The organism is Proteus columbae (assembly GCF_002777965.1).
Lineage (GTDB): Bacteria > Pseudomonadota > Gammaproteobacteria > Enterobacterales > Enterobacteriaceae > Proteus > Proteus columbae.
In genome coordinates, this window is the sequence record NZ_NGVR01000022.1 from 1 (window position 1) to 21042 (window position 21042).

20 protein-coding genes are annotated in these 21042 nt (G+C 39.6%); 11 read left to right on the forward strand and 9 right to left on the reverse strand.

Annotated elements, in window-relative coordinates; all coding sequences use genetic code 11:
- Positions 1-193: 193 nt before the first annotated feature.
- A complete protein-coding gene (gene argS / locus CBE70_RS10755; RefSeq protein WP_100159346.1) occupies positions 194-1924 on the reverse strand; it encodes an arginine--tRNA ligase in 1731 nt (576 codons plus the stop codon).
- Positions 1925-2096: 172 nt separating this feature from the next.
- On the opposite strand from argS, the gene CBE70_RS10760 reads away from it, so the two are divergent.
- On the forward strand, positions 2097-2651 hold the full coding sequence (locus CBE70_RS10760) for a VOC family protein (RefSeq protein WP_100159347.1): 555 nt from the start codon (positions 2097-2099) through the stop codon (positions 2649-2651).
- A 154-nt stretch (positions 2652-2805) separates the two neighbouring features.
- On the forward strand, positions 2806-3558 hold the full coding sequence (gene cutC / locus CBE70_RS10765) for a copper homeostasis protein CutC (protein ID WP_100159348.1): 753 nt from the start codon (positions 2806-2808) through the stop codon (positions 3556-3558).
- Positions 3559-3607: 49 nt separating this feature from the next.
- Here the strand turns inward: cutC and CBE70_RS10770 are convergent, their stop codons facing one another.
- The 5 genes from CBE70_RS10770 to CBE70_RS10790 form a co-directional block, all read right to left on the reverse strand.
- Complete coding sequence (locus CBE70_RS10770; RefSeq protein ID WP_100159349.1) at positions 3608-5179, reverse strand: ATP-binding cassette domain-containing protein; 1572 nt, start codon at positions 5177-5179, stop codon at positions 3608-3610.
- Between the two features lie 235 nt (positions 5180-5414).
- On the reverse strand, positions 5415-6230 hold the full coding sequence (locus CBE70_RS10775) for a hypothetical protein (RefSeq protein ID WP_100159350.1): 816 nt from the start codon (positions 6228-6230) through the stop codon (positions 5415-5417).
- A gap of 128 nt (positions 6231-6358) precedes the next feature.
- Positions 6359-7333, reverse strand: coding sequence for a tRNA 5-methoxyuridine(34)/uridine 5-oxyacetic acid(34) synthase CmoB (gene cmoB / locus CBE70_RS10780; RefSeq protein ID WP_100159351.1), 975 nt, complete (start codon positions 7331-7333; stop codon positions 6359-6361).
- Complete coding sequence (cmoA, locus tag CBE70_RS10785) at positions 7333-8085, reverse strand: carboxy-S-adenosyl-L-methionine synthase CmoA (protein ID WP_100159385.1); 753 nt, start codon at positions 8083-8085, stop codon at positions 7333-7335. The genes cmoB and cmoA overlap by 1 nt, the downstream gene beginning before the upstream one ends.
- Positions 8086-8272: 187 nt before the next feature.
- Positions 8273-8671 carry an MAPEG family protein gene (locus CBE70_RS10790; RefSeq protein WP_023582071.1) on the reverse strand — a complete coding sequence of 133 codons (399 nt, stop codon included), beginning with the start codon at positions 8669-8671 and terminating at the stop codon, positions 8273-8275.
- A gap of 266 nt (positions 8672-8937) precedes the next feature.
- Between CBE70_RS10790 and aspS the strand changes: the two genes are divergently transcribed.
- From aspS to ruvB, 6 genes are all read left to right on the forward strand, one after another.
- Positions 8938-10722 carry an aspartate--tRNA ligase gene (aspS, locus tag CBE70_RS10795; protein ID WP_100159352.1) on the forward strand — a complete coding sequence of 595 codons (1785 nt, stop codon included), beginning with the start codon at positions 8938-8940 and terminating at the stop codon, positions 10720-10722.
- A 3-nt stretch (positions 10723-10725) separates the two neighbouring features.
- Positions 10726-11160: a dihydroneopterin triphosphate diphosphatase gene (gene nudB, locus CBE70_RS10800; protein WP_198585716.1), complete on the forward strand. Its 435-nt coding sequence runs from the start codon at positions 10726-10728 to the stop codon at positions 11158-11160.
- 27 nt (positions 11161-11187) lie between these two features.
- Positions 11188-11943 (forward strand): YebC/PmpR family DNA-binding transcriptional regulator, encoded by a 756-nt coding sequence (locus tag CBE70_RS10805; RefSeq protein WP_023582074.1) that lies wholly within the window; start codon positions 11188-11190, stop codon positions 11941-11943.
- A gap of 124 nt (positions 11944-12067) precedes the next feature.
- A complete protein-coding gene (gene ruvC, locus CBE70_RS10810) occupies positions 12068-12589 on the forward strand; it encodes a crossover junction endodeoxyribonuclease RuvC (RefSeq protein ID WP_006536599.1) in 522 nt (173 codons plus the stop codon).
- Between the two features lie 103 nt (positions 12590-12692).
- Positions 12693-13313: a Holliday junction branch migration protein RuvA gene (ruvA, locus tag CBE70_RS10815; protein ID WP_075671063.1), complete on the forward strand. Its 621-nt coding sequence runs from the start codon at positions 12693-12695 to the stop codon at positions 13311-13313.
- 12 nt (positions 13314-13325) lie between these two features.
- Complete coding sequence (ruvB, locus tag CBE70_RS10820; protein ID WP_099075472.1) at positions 13326-14333, forward strand: Holliday junction branch migration DNA helicase RuvB; 1008 nt, start codon at positions 13326-13328, stop codon at positions 14331-14333.
- Between the two features lie 114 nt (positions 14334-14447).
- On the opposite strand, the gene znuB is transcribed toward ruvB, so the two are convergent.
- Complete coding sequence (gene znuB, locus CBE70_RS10825; RefSeq protein ID WP_100159354.1) at positions 14448-15233, reverse strand: zinc ABC transporter permease subunit ZnuB; 786 nt, start codon at positions 15231-15233, stop codon at positions 14448-14450.
- Positions 15226-15951 carry a zinc ABC transporter ATP-binding protein ZnuC gene (gene znuC / locus CBE70_RS10830; protein ID WP_100159355.1) on the reverse strand — a complete coding sequence of 242 codons (726 nt, stop codon included), beginning with the start codon at positions 15949-15951 and terminating at the stop codon, positions 15226-15228. The genes znuB and znuC overlap by 8 nt, the downstream gene beginning before the upstream one ends.
- A 74-nt stretch (positions 15952-16025) precedes the next feature.
- On the opposite strand from znuC, the gene znuA reads away from it, so the two are divergent.
- The 3 genes from znuA (at position 16026) to lpxM (ending at position 19388) form a co-directional block, all read left to right on the forward strand.
- Positions 16026-16970 carry a zinc ABC transporter substrate-binding protein ZnuA gene (gene znuA, locus CBE70_RS10835; protein ID WP_100159356.1) on the forward strand — a complete coding sequence of 315 codons (945 nt, stop codon included), beginning with the start codon at positions 16026-16028 and terminating at the stop codon, positions 16968-16970.
- 12 nt (positions 16971-16982) lie between these two features.
- The gene (mepM, locus tag CBE70_RS10840) at positions 16983-18308 is read left to right on the forward strand and encodes a murein DD-endopeptidase MepM (RefSeq protein WP_100159357.1); all 1326 of its coding nucleotides are present in this window, start codon (positions 16983-16985) and stop codon (positions 18306-18308) included.
- Between the two features lie 105 nt (positions 18309-18413).
- Positions 18414-19388, forward strand: a complete 975-nt coding sequence (lpxM, locus tag CBE70_RS10845; RefSeq protein WP_100159386.1) for a lauroyl-Kdo(2)-lipid IV(A) myristoyltransferase — start codon at positions 18414-18416, stop codon at positions 19386-19388.
- A gap of 81 nt (positions 19389-19469) precedes the next feature.
- Here lpxM and pyk read toward each other — a convergent pair whose 3' ends face one another.
- Positions 19470-20912 (reverse strand): pyruvate kinase, encoded by a 1443-nt coding sequence (gene pyk, locus CBE70_RS10850; protein ID WP_100159358.1) that lies wholly within the window; start codon positions 20910-20912, stop codon positions 19470-19472.
- Positions 20913-21042 lie beyond the last annotated feature (130 nt).

A 21042-nucleotide genomic window follows, 5' to 3' on the forward strand; every position in this document is an offset into this window, starting at 1 on the left:
AGTATCAATAGAAAAATGCTTAGCCGTTGATAGAAAGCTATTGCCTTCGAGATAAAAATTAATCACATTGAGTTTAAAATCGAGAGAATATTTAGCCATAGAAAAACACCCCAAAGTTGGTGTCCAACTTTTGGGGTGCAGTTCATTAATACCATCGGTTTTTTTATCACTACTATTTGAAAGCAGAGATGAATTACATTCTATCTACGGTTTCAATACCTAAAGTATCTAAACCTTGCTTTAAGGTTCTCGCGGTTAAACGAGCCAGTTTTAGACGACTTTGGCGAGTGTTTTCATCTTCAGCAGATAAGATAGGGCAATTTTCATAAAAGCCAGAGAAGGCTTGTGCCAGATCGTAAAGATAAGCACACATAACGTGAGGCGTTCCATCACGAGAAACTTGCATAATTGTTTCATCAAATTGGACTAAACGTAATGCAAGCTGTCTTTCATGAGATTGGGTTAATGCGATAGGTTGTGTTAACGCATTTTCATCAATTTCTGCACGTTTAAAGATTGAAGCAACACGAGTATAAGCGTATTGCATATAAGGTGCAGTGTTACCTTCGAAACTTAACATCAGATCCCAATCAAAGATGTAATCTGTTGTACGGTTTTTAGATAAATCAGCGTATTTAACAGCGCCAATACCCACAACGCGAGCAACGTTATTTAATTCGTCTTTATCCATGTCTGGATTTTTTTCAGCGATTAATGAGCGCGCTCTTTCTTGAGCTTCATCAAGTAAGTCGGTTAAACGAATTGTGCCACCAGAACGAGTTTTAAATGGGCGACCATCTTTACCTAACATCATACCGAACATATGGTGTTCAAGTGTCATAGACTCAGGAATATAACCTGCTTTACGTACAATCGTCCAAGCTTGCATTAAATGCTGGTGCTGACGAGAGTCGATATAATAAAGTACACGATCAGCATGTAATGTTTCGTGACGGTATTTTGCACAAGCAATATCTGTCGTTGTATATAGGTAGCCACCATCTTTTTTCTGAATGATAACACCCATAGGTTCGCCTTCCTTGTTTTTATATTCATCAAGGAAAACAACCGTTGCACCTTCACTTTCTACTGCAAGACCTTTTGCTTTTAAATCAGCAACAATACCTGCCAACATTGGGTTATAAAGACTTTCCCCCATAATGTCATCTTCGGTTAATGTGACGTTAAGGCGTTGATAAGTCACTTGGTTTTGTTGCATAGTGATATCAACTAATTTACGCCACATTGTACGGCAGTATTCATCACCACTTTGTAACTTCACAACGTAATTACGGGCGCGCTCTGCGAATACTTCATCTTCATCATAGTGTTTTTTCGCTTCACGATAGAACTCTTCGAGATCAGATAACGCCATATCAGCGGCATTTTCATTCTGTTTTTTCTCTAAATACGCAATTAACATACCAAATTGCGTACCCCAATCACCAAGGTGATTGGCACGAACAACATTATGACCTAAGAAAGATAAAGTACGCGCACTTGCATCACCAATAATGGTTGAGCGTAAGTGGCCAACGTGCATCTGTTTTGCAACGTTCGGTGATGAATAGTCGATAACAATAGTTTGAGGTTCAACAGGTGTTACGTTTAGATGTTCATCTGCTAATGCGTCTTCAGCTTGTTTTGCAACCCATTGTGGAGATAAAAAGATATTGATAAAACCTGGGCCTGCGATTTCAACTTTATCTGCAACATCCGTAATATCGAGCTTTTCTAGGATCTTTTCTGCGAGTTGTCGGGGTGGGATCCCCATTTTTTTTGCAGCTCCCATGACACCATTTGCCTGATAGTCACCAAATTGTACTTTGGCTGACTGACGGACAAGAGGTTCGCTATCAGCGGGTGCGCCAGCAGCACACATTGCCACACTGATTTTTTCTGAAAGAAAAGCCTGAATATTCACCGGGTTACCTTAAATTATTGAGAAAATAAAACCTGACGACAAAAGTCTGACAGGTTTCTTATAAAGAATTAGGATTAACCTTGAATTTATAACATATTCCGGCTAGAACATGCTACCATCTCGGCCTTATCTTTAAGGTTTTTTCTCTGTTTTTTCATTAAGGTTATTCAAAATGGCGTTATTTTCTTCAATTTCTCAATTAAATGATTTAACTCACGAGCTTTCTTTGTTTGAAGAAAATATGACACTATTTGCCGATAGTTTGGGTATAGATTTATCAGTCTACCGTACGGATCATGTATCGTTACGTTGTCACGATTTAGTATTAGCAGAGCAGTGGCGAACAGGACTAAGCCAGTGTGGAAAGTGTATTTCTGATAATGTGATTAATGGTCGCCCAATATATCTATTTCAATTAGAAATGCCTTTAACTATTTTAAATCAATCTGTTTCGATTGTTGAATTACCTTTTCCCACGAATAAAAAATATGAATACCAAGGTTGGGAACATATTGAGCAAGTGATCTCCATCGCCCCCGCAGATCTAGTGAATAAAGTTATATCTTTTTTACCTCAAACGTTACCTGAGAGTGTTAGCTTAAAAATTAGTGAACCTAAAGGTGAGAAAGAACGTTTACCTAATCCAACAGTGGCTATTTCTAATGGAAAAGTCACAGTGAAGTATCATCCTTATTCGTTACTTGAAATCGTTGAAAGTGAGTGTTGAGCGACACTTTAAGAAAATAGTTTGCTTGTGTCAGCACAAAATTCTGATAGTGGAATTGAATGAATAACGAGATTCGACAACTATTGTTAGTAATCGCTAAGAAATGATATTTATTTTCTGATTACTTTCTTTATTAAGGATGGAGAGGGATGATATGGCTACGTTGGAGATTTGTTGTTTTGGCGCTGAATGTGCGTTGGTAGCAGAACGAGCAGGCGCAGACAGAATAGAGCTGTGCACGAGTCCGGCAGAAGGTGGTATTACACCAAGCTTTGGAATGCTACGACAAGTCAGGGATCTGGTTCGTATTCCCGTTCATCCTATCGTTCGCCCGCGTGGTGGTGATTTTTGTTATACACAAGCTGATTTTTCAGCAATGAAAAATGATATTAGTTTGATCCGTGATATGGGATTTTCAGGTGCCGTTGTTGGTCTTTTAAATGAAGAAGGGCATATTGATTTGCCTAAAATGGAAATTTTAATGGAGCTTGCAGGCCCATTAGCCATTACTTTTCATCGTGCTTTTGATATGTGTATTAATCCATTATTAGCGCTAGAACAACTGACTCAGCTAGGTGTTTCTCGTATTTTAACGTCAGGACAACAGGCAAACGCAGAATTAGGTTTGCCATTATTACGAACGTTAAATGAAAAAACACAAGGTCCTATAATTATGGCAGGAGCAGGTGTAAGGCTCAGTAATATCCAAAAATTCCTAGATGCGGGATTGAAAGAAATTCATAGCTCAGCAGGAAAAGTTGCCCTTTCTACGATGGTTTATCGTAAAGCAGGTGTCACAATGAGTTCTGATAGTGAAGTGGATGAATTCACACACTATTGTGTCGATGAAGATACAGTTGAAGCGATGAAAGATATTATGAGCATTTATGCGCCACTAGTATCTTGATTGATACAAATTTAATAGTTTATAACTGCGCCTTTTATGGCGCAGTTTTTTAAATCTCACCTAATAACAGCGTATGTGTAATACCACAGCGTTCAACAAAGGCTTCATCATGCGAAACCAGTAACAATGTGCCTTGATATTCAACAAGTAGATTTTCCAATAGTTGTTTGGATTCGATATCAAGGTGATTATCTGGCTCATCAAGTAATAATACTGCTGGTGGTTTTGGGCTATGTGTTAAAGCCAATAATGTTGCTTTTAATTGCTCGCCACCACTTAGTTTTTCAAGTGGCAGTAAAGATTTATCACCCCTAATTCTCAACATCCCAAGGCGCGTTCGCCATTGCTCGATAGAAATCGCGGGTTGATATTGGTGTAGTGCTTGTGCAACCGGCAATGTTTTATCAAGCAACGCAAGGTGTTGATCAAGATAACAATAGTCTTTGTTGAGACGAAATTCACCAGAAAGCGATGCAAATTGCTCGATCAAACATTTTAATAATGTTGATTTTCCACAGCCATTCTTACCTTTAATGTGCCAATGTTCATTGCCATAAGCTGAAAATGAAATAGAGTGCTGATAACCATATGGAAGCTGAAGATTATTAACAAATACATTTAAACGATGGCCATCAGGTTGATAATTCAATACCATTTTTTGCTGATGAATATGTGCTTTTTCCTCATCGACACCTTGTTTTTGAGATTGCATATCATCAATTACGCGCTGATGTCGTTTGGCAACGGCTGATTGTCGTTGTTCCGCTCGATTTGTTTGCATATCTAATAAAAGTAAGCACTGCGAGCCACTTTGCCTAAGTGATTCGCCTTGTCGTTTCCGTTGTGCTGCTTTTTGCAAAGTCGCTTGTTGCTGGCGTTTCTCATTTTTAATTTGGCTGTTTAGCCGATCACTTGCGGCTTCCAACGATGCTATTTCTGCACTTTTTTGTGTCTCATATAAAGTATAATTTCCACCATATTCAGATAAACCTTTCTCACTTAATTCAAGAATGGTGTCGGCATATGAGAGTAAGTTTCGATTGTGACTAACAATAAGAGAACCAGCTTTATGCTGAGCTAATTGCTTTATTAGCCATTGTTGTCCTTGATAATCAAGATGATTATCTGGCTCATCTAAGAGCAGAAAACTCTCTTCGCATAAAAAGGCGCGACAAAGTGCTAAACGTGTCTGTTCTCCACCGCTTAGATGCGTAATAGGGGTATCTAATGCGACGGGAAGTTGTGCTGAATCTAATAAATTCTGCCACATAACAGGAAGTTGCCATTTACCATCGAGTAACTCTATATCTTCTAATGTGGCAATACCTGCATCAACGCGTTGGAATGCTTGATAAATTTCATGAATATCTAACGCTTGAGCAAGTGTATCACCTTGTAATCGCGTTAATTGATCAACGTGAACAAAAGGCATATTCCAGTTAATTTGACCTGCGGTCGGTAACATTTTTTGTGCTAATAATCTTAATAGTACCGATTTCCCTTTACCGTTATGGCCGATTAATGCATTTTGCTGACAAGCCAACGAACGAGTTAAAGGCGGAAAAAGACCTTGCTGATTAAATTCGATAGTAAGTTGTGAAAAGTGACAGGCTATTGTCATAGTAATACCTCCTAAGCGAAATAGGTGGCAGACAGCCGAGATCTTTTTTAGATGCGACGAAATAAATTATTGTCTGCCAGTAACAGAAAATGAATACCCCAAAAGGTATTTGAAAAAATTTTCTGGCAGAATTTAGTTCATCGTAGGGAAGTGCCTTCTTAAAAAGAGAAATAATTGGAGAAATAACGCGCGTATTTAAACATGAATAAAGATGAACAACAAGCGTCAAATAAGGTTATCTATGTGCGGTTCGCATTTTACGTGCTTTTATTCTGAACATTATATGTTTATAAATCGATGATATATTAATATAGGTAATGCAAGCTAAAGGAATACCATAAAATAGAGTGCCGTATGCCATACCAATATGTGGAACATTAAAATAATCACTGTGCTGTGGAATTAAATAGAGATAATCAATTTTATTTAAATATTGAGGCGTTAATCCACCGTAAGGAACTAGGAACTTAAAAATCATGACAGAAAAAAGGCATAGCATAAAATTTAAAACTAATAGTGCAGAATAGAATAAATTCTTTCCCATTTCTTCTTTAGTTTTTACTTGATAACCACTGATAATTCGATTAGCAACAATCACAGCATAAAGCCAAATAATCAGGTTTTCATCACCCATAATCATACTATTGATAATAAGAGCAAATATTCCATAAAAGGGAATAAGAGCAAAAACAAGTTTAGTACGAGCAAATGCAGCCATAAAAACACCTGAGTGCACGAGAATAAACTCAAATAAAAATAAAACGGTCAAATTATAAATTGTTTGAACTGAAAAATGTTCAGGAAACCACCAAACGGTAATAATAAACACGATATATAAAAGTTGTGTGGCATAGTCAAATAATGAAAAAAAGAGTTGAACACCTCGTTGTAATGGCGTTAATGGAAGGCGTTTTGCTGATGTGGTTTCGACAAAGGACGAAAAGATAGGATCATTATATTTCTGACGCTTATTCTTTTGTAAAAGAGCGTGTTGTTTTTTTTGTGTTATTTCTTTTTGAGTAGCAGCTTTGCTCTTTGATCTCTTTGCCATAATCTTCTTTAATCGTTCATTTGCAAATAAGGAGACGAATGAGGTGTCTTTAATAAAAAAACAAGATGAATATTATGAAAGAAAGGGATATTTAATAACTTGATATCCCTTTAAATTTAGATAAAAAATTAAGGCTTAGTTGCAATTAATATCGCACGTTTAGGGGCGGGATAACCTTCAACTGTTTTTGTTTTATCATCAGCATCTAAGAATGCATCTAATGAATCCGTTACCATCCAATCTGTTTTACGTTGTTCATCAAGAGAAGTCGTGTTTTCATCGACAATGCGTACATCTTTAAAACCACATTTTTCTAGCCAAACTTTTAGCATTTTTGCTGATGGAATAAAGTACACGTTACGCATTTGTGCATAACGTTCACCAGGGATCAGGCATTGAAATTCATCACCATCAACAACAAGGCTTTCTAATACCAATTCGCCACCAGAAACTAATTGGTTTTTTAATTGCCATAAATGATCAAGTGGTGAACGGCGATGATAAAGTACACCCATTGAGAATACGGTATCGAAGGCATTTAATTCTGGCATTTGCTCAATACCAACAGGAATTAAATGTGCGCGTTGGTCATTACCTAATAATTTTCTGACAGCTTCAAATTGGCATAAGAAAAGTTGAGTAGGGTCGATCCCTACAACAAATTCAGCGCCTTCACCTAACATTCGCCACATGTGATAGCCACTGCCACAACCAACATCTAATACTAAACGGCCTTCAAGTGGTGAAAGATGGGGTAAAACACGATCCCATTTCCAATCAGAGCGCCATTCTGTATCGATATTGACGCCATAAAGTGAAAATGGACCTTTACGCCACGGCATTAAATTTTTTAAAACGTTGTTTAACCCTAGTTGCTCACCTGCGCTTAATGCTGGAGTATGCTGAGCAATCACACCATTTTTCAAATCAATCTCAGTCGGCGTAATTTCTGGTAAACCATCAAGCATTCTTTCCCAAGAGGAAAAGTGACCGTGTAACGCATTTGAACGCCATTCTGATAACTGAGCCGGTAATGTATCTAACCAATGAAATAAGCGCTCATCTTGCGCAATAAGTTGATAAAACGAGCCAAAATTAATCATTAATTATTGCCTTTAATCGCTAAAAGAGAGCCGAAATTAAAACATTGGAACCAAACTTCCGCATGTGGAAAACCTGCATTATGTAAGCGAGTTTTATGCGTTTCAACAGAATCGGTCAGCATAACATTTTCTAACATGCTACGTTTTTGGCTAATTTCTAATTCACTGTAACCGTTAGCACGTTTGAAATCATGGTGCATATTAAACAGTAACTCACCAATTTCTTTATCTTCAAAACTGAATTTTTCAGAAAGTACTAACACGCCACCAGGGTTAAGACCTTGGTAAATTCGGTTTAACAATATTTGGCGATCGTTCGGCGCTAAGAATTGTAAGGTGAAATTAAGTACGACCATTGAGGCATTATTAATTTCGATATCAAGAATATCACCTTCAATAATATCAACGGGTGTATCTGCTTTATAGGCATCAATATGGCGCTGACAGCGTTCTACCATGGCAGGTGAATTATCAACACCAATAATTTTGCAGCCAGCAGCATCAATATTACGACGCATGGAAAGGGTTGCTGCACCTAAAGAACAGCCTAAATCATAGACTTGGCTATTGGGCGTAACAAAGCGACCTGCAAGCATACCAATCATGGAGATGATATTAGAGTAACCTGGTACAGAGCGTTTTATCATATCAGGAAACACTTCAGCGACTTTTTCATCAAAGCGCCAGTCACCAAGGTTAGCAATAGGTGTCGCAAATAAGCTGTCTTGTTGTGATGATTTTGAATTCGACATAACTAAAATAGGTTTAAGGAATAAAAGAAGCAAGCATTCTACCAGAAGCGACGGTGCTCACAAAGTTGCATTATTTAGAAAGAAATTGGAAAAAATAAATAAACCTTTCTGATACCTTGCCGTTATTAGACACAACAGCAAGGATGTCGGTTTTGATCATGGATGATCATGTTATTCCCGCGAGGACTTAGTAATAAAAGGAAAAGATTTGTATCCAAGGAAGGAAATAAATATTAGCAATGATCATCAATACCATTGATAAGTAAGTGGCTGCCATGCCTGAACGACGCCAGCGAAGTTCACGGTGTTTTAATCCATAAGAGTGTAAAAAGCGACCTGCGATTAAAATTGAGCCACAGATGTGTACCATCCAAACAAAAGCACCATTCATTTCCATGACCAATAATAAGATCATGGAAATCGGAATATATTCTACCGCATTGCCGTGAACACGGATGGCTGTTTGTAATTCATAAAAGCCACCATCACCATAAGCAACCCGATATTGTGTTCTTAGTTTTACGACATTGAGGGACAATTTAATCAATAATAGTGCGCCCAGTACGATATAAAGCGAGCTAACCATCTTTTCTCCATTGCCAAAGCCAAAAAACGGCGAATTTAATGATAAACCTCAAAGCGACTTCTGTCGCTATAAATAATTATTATTAATTAATTGTTTGGGGATTAGCAAATCCTTGAAAAGATGTATCATATAAACTAGGTCTATACTCTTATCTCCAGGAAGAATTTTCGTTATAATGTCTGCCTTTTTTTTGACACTACTCGAAAAAGACTATTGCCAAAATTTCCGCAGCAGAAAGCACAACAAGCTGAGTAAAAGGATATTGTATGCGTACTAATTATTGTGGGCAGTTGAATAGCGCCCATGTGGGCCAAAAAGTGACTCTTTGTGGTTGGGTTAATCGTCGCCGTGACTTAGGTGGACTTATCTTTATTGATATGCGAGATCGCGAAGGTATTGTTCAAGTCTTCTTTGACCCAGAGCAGAAAGAGGCATTTTCTCAGGCTTCAGAACTGCGTAATGAATTTTGTATTCAAGTCACAGGAACAGTACGCGCTCGTCCTGATAGCCAAGTTAATAAAAATATGGCAACAGGTGAAATTGAGTTAGCGGCAGAATCTCTGTCTATTTTTAACCGTTCAGAGCCATTACCGTTAGATAGCAATCAAACAAATACTGAAGAGCGTCGTTTAACATATCGTTATTTAGACCTGCGTCGCCCTGAAATGTCAGATCGCTTAAAAACCCGTGCTAAAATCACAAGCTTTGTTCGCCGTTTTATGGATGGTGAAGGTTTCCTTGATGTTGAAACCCCAATGCTGACAAAAGCGACACCTGAAGGTGCGCGTGACTATTTAGTGCCAAGTCGTGTACATAAAGGTAAATTCTACGCATTGCCACAATCACCACAGCTTTTTAAACAGCTGTTAATGATGTCTGGCTTTGATCGTTACTATCAAATCGTAAAATGCTTCCGCGATGAAGATTTACGTGCAGACCGTCAGCCTGAATTTACACAGATCGATGTTGAAACCTCTTTCATGAGTGCAGATCAAGTGCGCGAAGTGATGGAGCGTATGATCCATGCCTTATGGTTAGATATTCTTAATGTCGATTTAGGTGCGTTCCCAGTAATGACTTTTGCTGAAGCAATGCGTCGTTATGGTTCAGACAAACCAGATTTACGTAACCCAATGGAACTTAAAGACATCGCTGATTTAGTTAAAGATGTTGAGTTCAGTGTATTTGCACAAGCTGCCAACGATGAAAGATGCCGTGTTATCGCGTTGCGTGTACCGGGTGGTGCATCATTAACCCGTAAAAATATTGACGAATATACACAATTTGTTGGTATCTACGGTGCTAAAGGTCTTGCGTGGATGAAAGTCAACGAAAGTGCGAAAGGTATTGACGGTGTACAAAGCCCAATCGCTAAATTCCTGACTAACGATGTTGTTAACGCTATTTTAGAAACAACAGGCGCAACAGATGGCGATTTAATCTTCTTTGGTGCTGGTCGTAAAGGCACAATGAGTGATGCAATGGGCGCTCTGCGTCTGAAAGTCGGTCGTGATCTTGAACTGACTGATTTAAATGCATGGAAACCATTGTGGGTTATCGACTTCCCAATGTTTGAAGAAGATGAAGAAACCGGTAGCTTAAGCGCGATGCACCATCCATTTACTTCACCAAAAGACTTATCACCAGTTGAATTGACTGCACATCCAGTAGGTGCTGTGGCAAATGCTTATGATATGGTAATTAATGGTTATGAAGTGGGTGGCGGTTCAGTGCGTATTCACCGTAATGAAATGCAACAAGCGGTATTTAGTATTTTAGGTATTGCACCAAATGAGCAACAAGAGAAATTTGGTTTCTTATTAGATGCACTTAAATTTGGTACTCCACCACATGCAGGTTTAGCCTTTGGTTTAGACCGTTTAGTGATGTTGTTAACAGGTACTGATAACATTCGTGATGTTATTGCTTTCCCTAAAACAACAGCAGCTGCGTGTTTAATGACAAATGCACCAAGCTTTGCTAATGAAGATTCTTTAAAAGAGTTAGCGATTGCAGTAACTCAAAAAGAAGTTAGCGAAGATAAAGAGTAAATGATGAAATATAAGCGCCCGGTATCCGTTTTAGTTGTTATTTATGCAAAAAAGACCAAGCGGGTGCTTATGCTAAAGCGTCGAGATGATCCTGATTTCTGGCAATCTGTGACTGGCAGTTTAGAAGAGGGTGAAACGCCTTTTCAAACGGCATTGCGTGAAGTGCAAGAAGAAGTTGGAATTGATATCATAAAAGAAAATCTTGAGCTGGTGGATTGCCATCGTTCGATTCTTTTTGAAATTTTTGCACACTTTCGGCATCGTTATGCACCAGATGTTACTCATTGTCAGGAACATTGGTTTTCGTTAGCACTGCCCGCAGAGCGAGATATTGTGCTAACTGAGCATTCGCAATACCAATGGTTAGACGCGCCACTGGCGGCAAAATTAACAAAATCCGCCAGTAATCAGCAAGCGATTGAAGAATTTGTTATTTAATGATTAGACCACGTTTGGAGATATTTCATGGCAGGTCATAGTAAATGGGCCAATACAAAACACCGTAAAGCAGCGCAAGATGCGAAACGCGGTAAAATTTTCACTAAAATCATCCGTGAATTAGTTACAGCAGCACGTTTAGGTGGTGGTGATCCTGCAACTAACCCGCGTTTACGTGCGGCAGTTGATAAAGCATTATCGAACAACATGACTCGTGACACCTTAAATCGTGCAATTGCACGAGGTGTGGGTAATGATGAAAACGATAATATGGAAACCATCATTTATGAAGGCTACGGCCCAGCAGGTACTGCTGTGATGGTTGAATGCTTAAGTGATAATCGTAACCGTACTGTTTCCGATGTTCGCCATGCATTTACCAAAACAGGTGGTAACTTAGGAACAGATGGTTCTGTATCTTATCTGTTTACCAAAAAAGGGGTCATTTCATACGCACCAGGTGTTGATGAAGATGCCGTTATGGAAGCTGCGTTGGAAGCAGGTGCTGATGACGTTGAAACTTTTGATGATGGCGCTATTGATGTTTACACGACACCAGAATCTTTTGGTGAAGTAAAAGATGCGATGGATGCAGCAGGTTTTGTTGCTGAATCAGCTGAAGTTTCAATGATCCCATCAACTAAAGCAGAATTAGATATTGAAACTGCACCAAAATTAATGCGTCTTATCGATATGTTAGAAGACAGTGATGACGTGCAAGAAGTATATCACAACGGTGATATCTCAGATGAAGTTGCAAAACAACTGGAAGATATCCTGTAATCGTTCTAACGATTATCGAAAATAACGGTGTTTAACGCTGTTATTCAAAGTGCGAAGAGAAGAGCAGAGCAGATTTTTTTGCTCTTTTCTCTCGCCATCGACCATATCGGCAACAGGAATTGATATGGCTATCATTCTAGGTATAGACCCCGGTTCGCGTGTTACAGGCTATGGCGTAATTCGACAGCAAGGGCGTCAACTTATCTATTTGGGAAGCGGTTGTATTCGTACACAAGTTCCCGATCTCCCCAATCGACTTAAGCGTATTTATGCTGGTGTGAGCGAAATTATTACTCAATTTTCGCCGGATGTGTTTGCCGTTGAACAAGTGTTTATGGCTAAAAATGCTGACTCCGCATTAAAACTGGGGCAAGCGCGAGGTGTTGCGATACTTGCCGCAGTAAACAATGATTTACCTGTTTTTGAATATGCAGCTCGCCAAGTTAAACAAACCGTTGTTGGTACAGGCGCTGCTGAAAAAAGCCAAGTACAACATATGGTGCGCTCAATACTAAAACTCTCAGCGGCACCACAATCAGATGCTGCCGATGCTTTAGCGATTGCTATCACGCATTGTCACTTTAACCAAAATTTATTACGTGTGGGTGATCCTCGATTAGTGTTAACACGAGGCAGGTTAAGATAAGTTGTTATCTTGGTAAATGTGTTTGGTTTTTTACAGGCTGGATATACGTCCAGCTTTTTTTATGTTATAAACTTGACGTAATTATATTTGCGGAGGCGTTAGGGTGATAGGTCGTATCAGAGGAATTATTCTTGAAAAACAGCCACCAGTGGTGCTGATCGAGGCAGGTAATGGTGTGGGTTATGAAATCAATATGCCAATGACCTGTTTTTATGAATTGCCTGATATTGGTCAAGAAGCCATTATCTATACGCAATTTATCGTACGCGAAGATGCACAATTACTTTATGGTTTTAACCAGAAACAAGAGCGCGCACTCTTTCGTGAATTAATTAAAGTAAATGGTGTGGGGCCTAAACTCGCATTAGCCATTCTATCTGGTATGTCTGCTCGCCAATTTGTGACTGCGATTGAAAATGAATCTATCACTTCACTAGTGAAATTGCCGGGTGTAGGTAAGAAAACAGCTGAACGTTTAGTTGTTGAAATGAAAGATCGCTTTAAAGGTCTTAATGGTGATTTATTCGAAAATAGTGATATTGAGTTACCAGAAAGCACTTCACCTAAAGCGCCAAAAGCGGCAGATATTGAAGCCGAAGCCTCTGCTGCATTAATTGCATTAGGCTATAAACCACAAGAAGCTGCAAAAATGATCAGCAAAGTGGCAAAACTGGGTACAGATAGCGAGACGCTTATCAAAGAAGCGTTGCGCGCGGCTATTTAGGAGTAACACACTGTGATTGAAGCAGATCGCCTGATTTCAGCAGAAATTCAACAACCTGAAGAAGAAATTATTGATAGGGCTATTCGCCCTAAATCTCTTGCCGAATATGTTGGGCAACCGCAAGTTCGTGAACAAATGGAGATTTTTATTCAGGCGGCTAAATTGCGTCATGATGCGCTCGATCATTTGCTTATCTTTGGACCTCCCGGATTAGGTAAAACCACATTGGCAAATATCATTGCTAATGAAATGGGGGTTAATTTACGCACGACATCAGGCCCTGTACTTGAAAAAGCCGGTGATCTAGCCGCTATGCTAACTAACCTTGAGCCTCATGACGTATTATTTATTGATGAGATTCATCGTCTTTCACCTGTTGTTGAAGAAATTCTTTATCCAGCAATGGAGGATTATCAACTTGATATTATGATTGGTGAAGGACCCGCGGCTCGTTCAATTAAAATCGATCTACCTCCATTTACCTTAGTGGGTGCAACCACAAGAGCAGGCTCTTTAACATCTCCATTGCGTGACCGTTTTGGTATTGTTCAACGTCTTGAGTTTTATAATGTTGACGATCTTCAACACATTGTTTCTCGTAGTGCCAGCTTTATGGGATTAGAGATGACGGATGAAGGTGCTCGCCAAATTGCTATGCGTTCACGAGGCACACCGCGTATTACTAACCGATTATTGCGCCGTGTGAGAGACTTTGCCCAAGTAAAGGGTAATGGTGCCATTGATGAAGAGATTGCTTCTAAAGCGCTTGATATGTTGAATGTGGATGCGGCAGGTTTTGATTATTTAGATCGTAAACTTCTTTTTGCCATCATTGATAAATTTATGGGTGGCCCAGTAGGATTAGATAACCTTGCGGCAGCTATTGGTGAAGAACGTGAAACCATAGAAGATGTATTAGAGCCTTATTTAATTCAGCAAGGTTTTATTCAGCGCACACCACGAGGCCGAGTTGCGACTAATCATGCCTATCGTCATTTTAATCGTATTATGGAAGATTAAACTTTTCACAATATATTAATAATAAGATCTGCATAACGAATAGATAAAAATAACCCTCCCTGAAAATTAACAGTGAGGGTTATTTTTTGCATAACGTCTTAATCTATATATTGATTACTGTTTAGTCGGAGCAAATAAACTCAAAATAAATAAGCAACTCGCGGCTAAAACCACAGAAGGGCCAGCAGGAGTGTCATAGAAAACAGAGAAGGTTAAACCGCCTGTAATTGCCAACATACCAACCGCGATTGCAATCAGTGCCATTTGCTCTGGAGAACGAGCAAAACGACGTGCAGTTGCGGCAGGGATAATCAGTAAAGAGGTAATGATCAGCGCACCGACAAACTTCATGGCTAAACCAATGGTTAATGCGGTGATCATCATTAGCTTTAAGCGTTCTCGTTGAATATTCACACCATCAACAAATGCCATATCTTGATTAATTGTCATGGAAAGCAGTGGACGCCATGAGCGAATAATCACAAATAAAACAATCACAATACCAATAAAAATACTGATAACGTCTTGATAATTTACAGACAGCAAATCACCAAATAGATAAGCCATTAAATCAACACGCACATTCGACATTAAACTAACAACCACAAGCCCTAAAGAAAGCGCACTGTGTGCCATGATCCCTAAAAGAGTATCAACAGAAAGTTGAGGTTTTAATTCTAACCAGACCAATAAAATAGCGAGCAGAAGCGTGACTGCGATAACAGCATAAAAAGGCTCGATATTAAACAGCAAACCAAAAGCAACACCAAGCAGTGAGGCGTGAGCTAAAGTATCACCAAAATAAGACATACGACGCCAAACGACAAAAGAGCCCAAAGGGCCCGCCGCCATTGCTAAGAGCATACCGGCAATCCAACCCGGTAACAGCAACTCAATCATGACGACACTCCTTACTATGCTGGTGATGATGACGATAAATACCAAGTTGCTCAGCACCACGACTTCCAAACATGGCAATAAATTCAGGATGCGAAGAAACAACGTCTGGTGTGCCCGAACAGCAAATATGACCATTTAAACAGAGGACTTCGTCTGTTTTTGCCATCACAAGATGAAGGTCATGAGAAACCATCAAGATGGCACAACCTAATTCATGACGAAGCTGATTAATTAAATCATACAGAGCTAATTGACCATTAACATCAACACCTTGGGTGGGTTCATCTAAAACTAAAAGTTGGGGCTGATTAAGCAATGCTCTTGCTAACAATACACGTTGAGACTCACCACCAGAAAGTTTCTGCATAGGCTGATCGATTAATTTAGCCGCATTAACTCGTTCTAAAGCTGGGAGAATATCTCTATCATGAACTCCTGGTTTTAGTGTCATAAACCGTTTAACGGTAAGTGGCATTGTGGGATCGAGATAAAGTTTTTGTGGCACATAGCCCACTCGTAGTGCGTTCTGTCGCTCAACTTTTCCTGAGGTTGGGTTCAATAAACCAAGAACTAAACGGATAACGGTAGATTTACCGGCACCATTAGGGCCAAGTAAAGTAAGAATACGGCCTGCTTTTAGATCAAAAGAGATATTTTTTAAAATTTCTCTTTCACCAAAAGAAACACAAACCGATTTTAAACAAATCAAGTCAGACATAAAATTAGCACTTGCAGAATCATTGAAACGTTATAATATAACATTTCCAATGATGATTCACGAGAATTCTTCCTATGTTACATAAAAACAACAAATTTGCGCATCGTTTTTTATTGAAATCATTTTTAGCGACAGCGATGATAAGCTCATTCAGTGCTTCAGTGCAGGCTGATGTCGTCGTTTCCATTAGACCATTAGGATTTATTGCTGCAGCTATCGCTGATGGAGTAACACCAACGGAGGTTTTATTACCCGATGGAGCCTCTCCACACGATTATGCATTAAAACCCTCTGATTTGAAAAAAATCACCTCCGCAGACCTGATGGTATGGGTAGGGCCTGATATGGAAGTGTTTTTAGATAAGCCATTAAACAGACTTACTGACAATCATAAGTTGGCTTTAGCGGAAACTGACGAAATAAAGTCACTTTTATTGAAAGATGATGATGACAATGTGCATAAACATGAGGAAAATCACGAACATCATTCTCACGGTGATTATAATATGCACATCTGGTTATCACCAGAAATTGCGTTGTCGTCTGCAAAACAGATCCACAAAAGGTTAATTACTCTCTATCCAGATAAAAAAGAACTTCTGGACGTAAACCTAGGTAAATTCAGCGAACAACTCAAGCAAACTGATAAGAATCTTGTTAATATTCTGTCGCCTGTGAGAAATAAGGGTTATTTTGTCTTTCATGATGCTTATGGCTACTTCGAAAAACATTATAATTTAAAGCCGTTAGGTCATTTTACGATCAACCCTGAAATACAGCCGGGTGCGCAGAAATTACATCAAATACGAACACAGTTGGTTGAGCAAAAAGCAACCTGCATTTTTGCTGAGCCACAATTTAGGCCGACAGTAATAGAAACAGTGGCGAAAGGCACTGGGGTTAAAATGGGTGTATTAGACCCCCTAGGAAGTGGGATTGCTCTAACTCAAGAGAGCTATATAAAATTCCTTACCCAACTAGCTAACCAATATGCGAGCTGCCTGAATGAAACACAATAAGGAATTAAGAACGTGCAGCAGAAGAAATCCATTGCACAGGTATATTTAAGTTTACCACTCCCACATAAGATCATGCTCGGTTCGTTAACTGCTGCAACACTGGCCGTCGCAATTTGGCGACCAGTGGTTCTTCAAAATGAGCAAAGCCGAGAAGTTCCTGTCAGCATTCAAATGCCTCTTGCCAACCAAGATGAAAATACGGATGACATTATTACTGACAGTAGTGATCAACTTACTGACGAAGGCTTAGTTGGTGCCGATGATGGCTCAGATACAAGCACCGCCGTTGCACAAGTTCCTCATACTTATATTGTCTCTAGTGGTGATTCACTAAGTTCAATACTAACTCAGTTTGGTATTGATTCTGCTGATATCGCAACTATCTCTAATCAAAATAAAGATCTTAGAAACCTTAAAATCGGACAACCTATTAGTTGGGAGCTTGATGATAATGGGTTGCTAAAAGAGTTAAGCTGGGGCGTTTCTCGTCGTGAAACACGTGTTTATACCCGTACAGAAACGGGCTTTAAAGAGACAAAAGAATTTCAAAAAGGTGAGTGGAAAAACAGTGTTACCACTGGCGTTATTCGCGGCAGTTTCTCCGTTAGCGCAACGAATGCGGGTTTAACAAATTCAGAAGCGCGTGCAGTGACTAAAGCATTGCAATGGCAAGTAGATTTTAAAAAACTACAAAGTGGCGATCAATTTGCAGCGCTCTTTTCTCGCGAAGTACTTGATGGTCGTACAGAGCAAAGTGAACTCATTGGTGTGCGTTTACGTAGTGCAGGCAAAGACTATTATGCTTTCCTTGCTGAAGATGGTCGTTTTTATGATAGTCAAGCTGGTGGATTAGAACGTGGATTTATGCGATTCCCAACAGTGAAGCAGTTTAGAGTTTCCTCTCAATTTAACCCTCGTCGTATTAACCCTGTTACAGGTCGTTTAGCTGCTCATAAAGGTGTAGACTTTGCTATGCCAGTAGGTACACCTGTATTAGCAACAGGGGATGGTGAAGTTATTGTAGCTAAATACAGTGGTGCAGCGGGTAACTTTATCGCTATTCGCCATGGTAGCCAATACACAACACGTTATATGCACTTACGTCAGTTACTTGTAAAACCGGGACAACGTGTTAAGCGTGGAGATAGAATTGCATTATCAGGAAATACAGGACGTTCTACTGGGCCTCATTTGCACTATGAGCTGTGGATCAACCAACAAGCAGTCAATCCACTAACGGCAACATTGCCTCGTGCTGACGGTTTAACAGGTAAAGATAAACAAGAATATCTTGCTAAAGTAAAAGAGATTAAACCTCAATTAGTGCTAGCCGATTGACAATAAACACGATTTTAAAGACATAAAAGCGGATGATTGATATCATCCGTTTTTGTTTTAATGTTTTTTACGCCTATTTGGGGTATCAGTTCAGAGAGTTATCTGATGAATAAAGAAAAAGATACAGATAGCAAAGCGGGTTATGTACCCACTTTTCACCGTGCATATTTGCATCCTCGTCATTGGGGAACATGGTTAGGTGCAGGTGTATTAAGTGCATTAGCTTACATGCCAGTAAAATGGCGTGATCCATTTCTTGCTTCTATTGGTCGTTTTGTTGGACGTAAAGCGAAAAGCGCAAGACGTCGTGCAGATATCAACTTGAGATACTGTTTTCCAACATGGAATAAAACGCAACGTGAAAATGTACTCGACAGTATGTTTGAAACTGCGCCTCAATCCTTTGTGATGTTAGCAGAGCTTTGCTTAAGAGGTCCTGAACGTATATTAAAACGTACATCTTGGCAGGGACTAGAGATTATCGAGCGTTTTAAAGAGCAAGGCCGTAATGTTATTTTTATGGTACCTCATGGCTGGGCCGTTGATATTCCTGCAATGCTGTTAGCATCAACAGGTCAAAAAATGGCAGCAATGTTTCATCACCAAAAAGATCCCGTTGCTGATTATTTATGGAATAAAGCACGTCATCATTTTGATGGTCGATTACATTCGCGCGAAGCAGGTATTAAGCCTTTTATTTCTTCTGTGCGACAAGGTTACTGGGGTTATTATCTGCCAGATCAAGATCATGGTGCGGAGCATAGCCAGTTTGTGGATTTTTTCGGTACCTATAAAGCGACATTACCCGCGATTGGGCGTTTAATGAAAGTATGCCGAGCGGCTATCGTACCGTTGTTTCCAGTGTATTGTCATAAAACACATCAGCTTAGTATTATTGTTCGAGAACCAATGGACGATATTGAAGATAAAGATGATGCCTACATTGCACGCAGAATGAATGAAGAGCTAGAAGCATTAGTGACACCAACGCCTGAGCAATATACGTGGATTTTAAAATTACTAAAGACACGTAAAGAGGGTGAAATAGAGCCATACGCTCGTGAGAATATCTTGGACTAATTCTCGCACAAAAAATAAGTAAATAAAAAACGGGCACATAAATAATGTGCCCGTTTTGTTATTAAGATTTAAGACTCTGAGTTATTCAACCGTCAAGATACGGCATGTATTGGTGCTACCGACGGTACCCATTTGGTCACCTTGAGTGACTAACACTAAATCACCAGAAACTAAGAAACCTTTATCACGTAAACGACCAATTGCTTCATTAGCAGCGGCAATACCATCAGTGTGAGTACTGCAATAAACGGGTGTTACGCCACGATAAAGTGCGGTCTGATTCAATGTTTTCTCATGACGAGACATTGAAAAAATAGGTAAACCTGTACTAATACGAGACATCATGCGTGCAGTACGGCCTGATTCAGTCATCGCAATAATCGCATTAACGCCTTTCATATGGTTAGCTGCGTACATGGTAGACATCGCAATGGCTTCTTCAACCGTATCAAACACCATATCTAAACGGTGTTTAGAAACATTGGCGGCAGGCATTTTTTCAGCGCCTAAGCAGACCTGTGCCATTGAAGCGACTGTTTCTGCTGGATATTGTCCTGCGGCAGTTTCTGCGGAAAGCATAACGGCATCAGTACCATCTAATACGGCGTTAGCAACATCCATTACTTCGGCGCGCGTTGGCATTGGATTTGTTATCATTGACTCCATCATTTGAGTGGCAGTGATAACGACACGATTAAGCTGACGAGCACGACGAATTAATTTTTTCTGTACCCCAACCAACTCAGGATCACCAATTTCAACGCCTAAATCGCCACGAGCAACCATTACCACATCAGAAGCAAGAATGATTTCATCAATGATTTCATCATTAGCAACCGCTTCAGCGCGTTCTACTTTGGAAACGATTTGGCATTCACAGCCAGCATCACGGGCTAAACGGCGAGCAAGGTTAAGATCTTCGCCTGTTCTTGGAAATGAAACGGCAAGGTAATCAACACCTATTTTTGCAGCAGTGATAATATCTTGCTTATCTTTTTCTGTTAATGCATCAGCAGAGAGGCCTCCACCGAGCTTATTAATGCCTTTATTGTTAGATAAAGGGCCACCGACAGTCACTTCAGTAAAGACTTTTAAACCCTCCACTTTGAGGACTTTTAACTGAACGCGGCCATCATCAAGAAGTAAAATATCGCCTGGAACCACATCGGCTGGTAAGCCTTTATAATCAATACCCACTTGATTTTGATTGCCTTCGCCTTTTTCGAGCGCCGCATCAAGTAAGAATTTATCACCGACATTCAGGAAAACTTTTCCGTCTTTAAAGGTAGATACACGGATTTTAGGACCTTGCAAATCCCCGAGAATAGCAACATGGCGACCTAATCTTGCTGCAATTTCACGCGTGCGATTAGCGCGAGCAAGATGATCTTCCGCAGAACCATGAGAGAAATTTAATCGCACAACATTTGCGCCAGCAATAATAATTTTTTCTAAGTTATTATCACGATCTGTTGCTGGGCCTAAGGTGGTAACAATTTTTGTTCTTCTGAGCCGTCTGGACATGTATTACTCCGTTGACCTTGAACGAAAGGTGTTGGCAATTGGATAAAACAGAAATCAGACTGTGTTTTACCCAATATGTTAAGTGAAACGCTTCAAGCTAATTGCAACATACACTACTGTTTTCATTATA

What these genes read in the sequence shown, in the direction of transcription:
- CBE70_RS10805 (WP_023582074.1), top strand. Translation starts at nt 11,188, where the DNA reads ATGGCAGGTCATAGTAAATGGGCCAATACAAAACACCGTAAAGCAGCG.
- znuC (WP_100159355.1), bottom strand. Translation starts at nt 15,951, where the DNA reads ATGTCTGACTTGATTTGTTTAAAATCGGTTTGTGTTTCTTTTGGTGAA.
- cmoB (WP_100159351.1), bottom strand. Translation starts at nt 7,333, where the DNA reads ATGATTAATTTTGGCTCGTTTTATCAACTTATTGCGCAAGATGAGCGC.
- pyk (WP_100159358.1), bottom strand. Translation starts at nt 20,912, where the DNA reads ATGTCCAGACGGCTCAGAAGAACAAAAATTGTTACCACCTTAGGCCCA.
- CBE70_RS10775 (WP_100159350.1), bottom strand. Translation starts at nt 6,230, where the DNA reads ATGGCAAAGAGATCAAAGAGCAAAGCTGCTACTCAAAAAGAAATAACA.
- CBE70_RS10760 (WP_100159347.1), top strand. Translation starts at nt 2,097, where the DNA reads ATGGCGTTATTTTCTTCAATTTCTCAATTAAATGATTTAACTCACGAG.
- cutC (WP_100159348.1), top strand. Translation starts at nt 2,806, where the DNA reads ATGGCTACGTTGGAGATTTGTTGTTTTGGCGCTGAATGTGCGTTGGTA.
- cmoA (WP_100159385.1), bottom strand. Translation starts at nt 8,085, where the DNA reads ATGTCGAATTCAAAATCATCACAACAAGACAGCTTATTTGCGACACCT.
- znuA (WP_100159356.1), top strand. Translation starts at nt 16,026, where the DNA reads ATGTTACATAAAAACAACAAATTTGCGCATCGTTTTTTATTGAAATCA.
- lpxM (WP_100159386.1), top strand. Translation starts at nt 18,414, where the DNA reads ATGAATAAAGAAAAAGATACAGATAGCAAAGCGGGTTATGTACCCACT.
- CBE70_RS10790 (WP_023582071.1), bottom strand. Translation starts at nt 8,671, where the DNA reads ATGGTTAGCTCGCTTTATATCGTACTGGGCGCACTATTATTGATTAAA.
- nudB (WP_198585716.1), top strand. Translation starts at nt 10,726, where the DNA reads ATGAAATATAAGCGCCCGGTATCCGTTTTAGTTGTTATTTATGCAAAA.
- CBE70_RS10770 (WP_100159349.1), bottom strand. Translation starts at nt 5,179, where the DNA reads ATGACAATAGCCTGTCACTTTTCACAACTTACTATCGAATTTAATCAG.
- aspS (WP_100159352.1), top strand. Translation starts at nt 8,938, where the DNA reads ATGCGTACTAATTATTGTGGGCAGTTGAATAGCGCCCATGTGGGCCAA.
- znuB (WP_100159354.1), bottom strand. Translation starts at nt 15,233, where the DNA reads ATGATTGAGTTGCTGTTACCGGGTTGGATTGCCGGTATGCTCTTAGCA.
- ruvC (WP_006536599.1), top strand. Translation starts at nt 12,068, where the DNA reads ATGGCTATCATTCTAGGTATAGACCCCGGTTCGCGTGTTACAGGCTAT.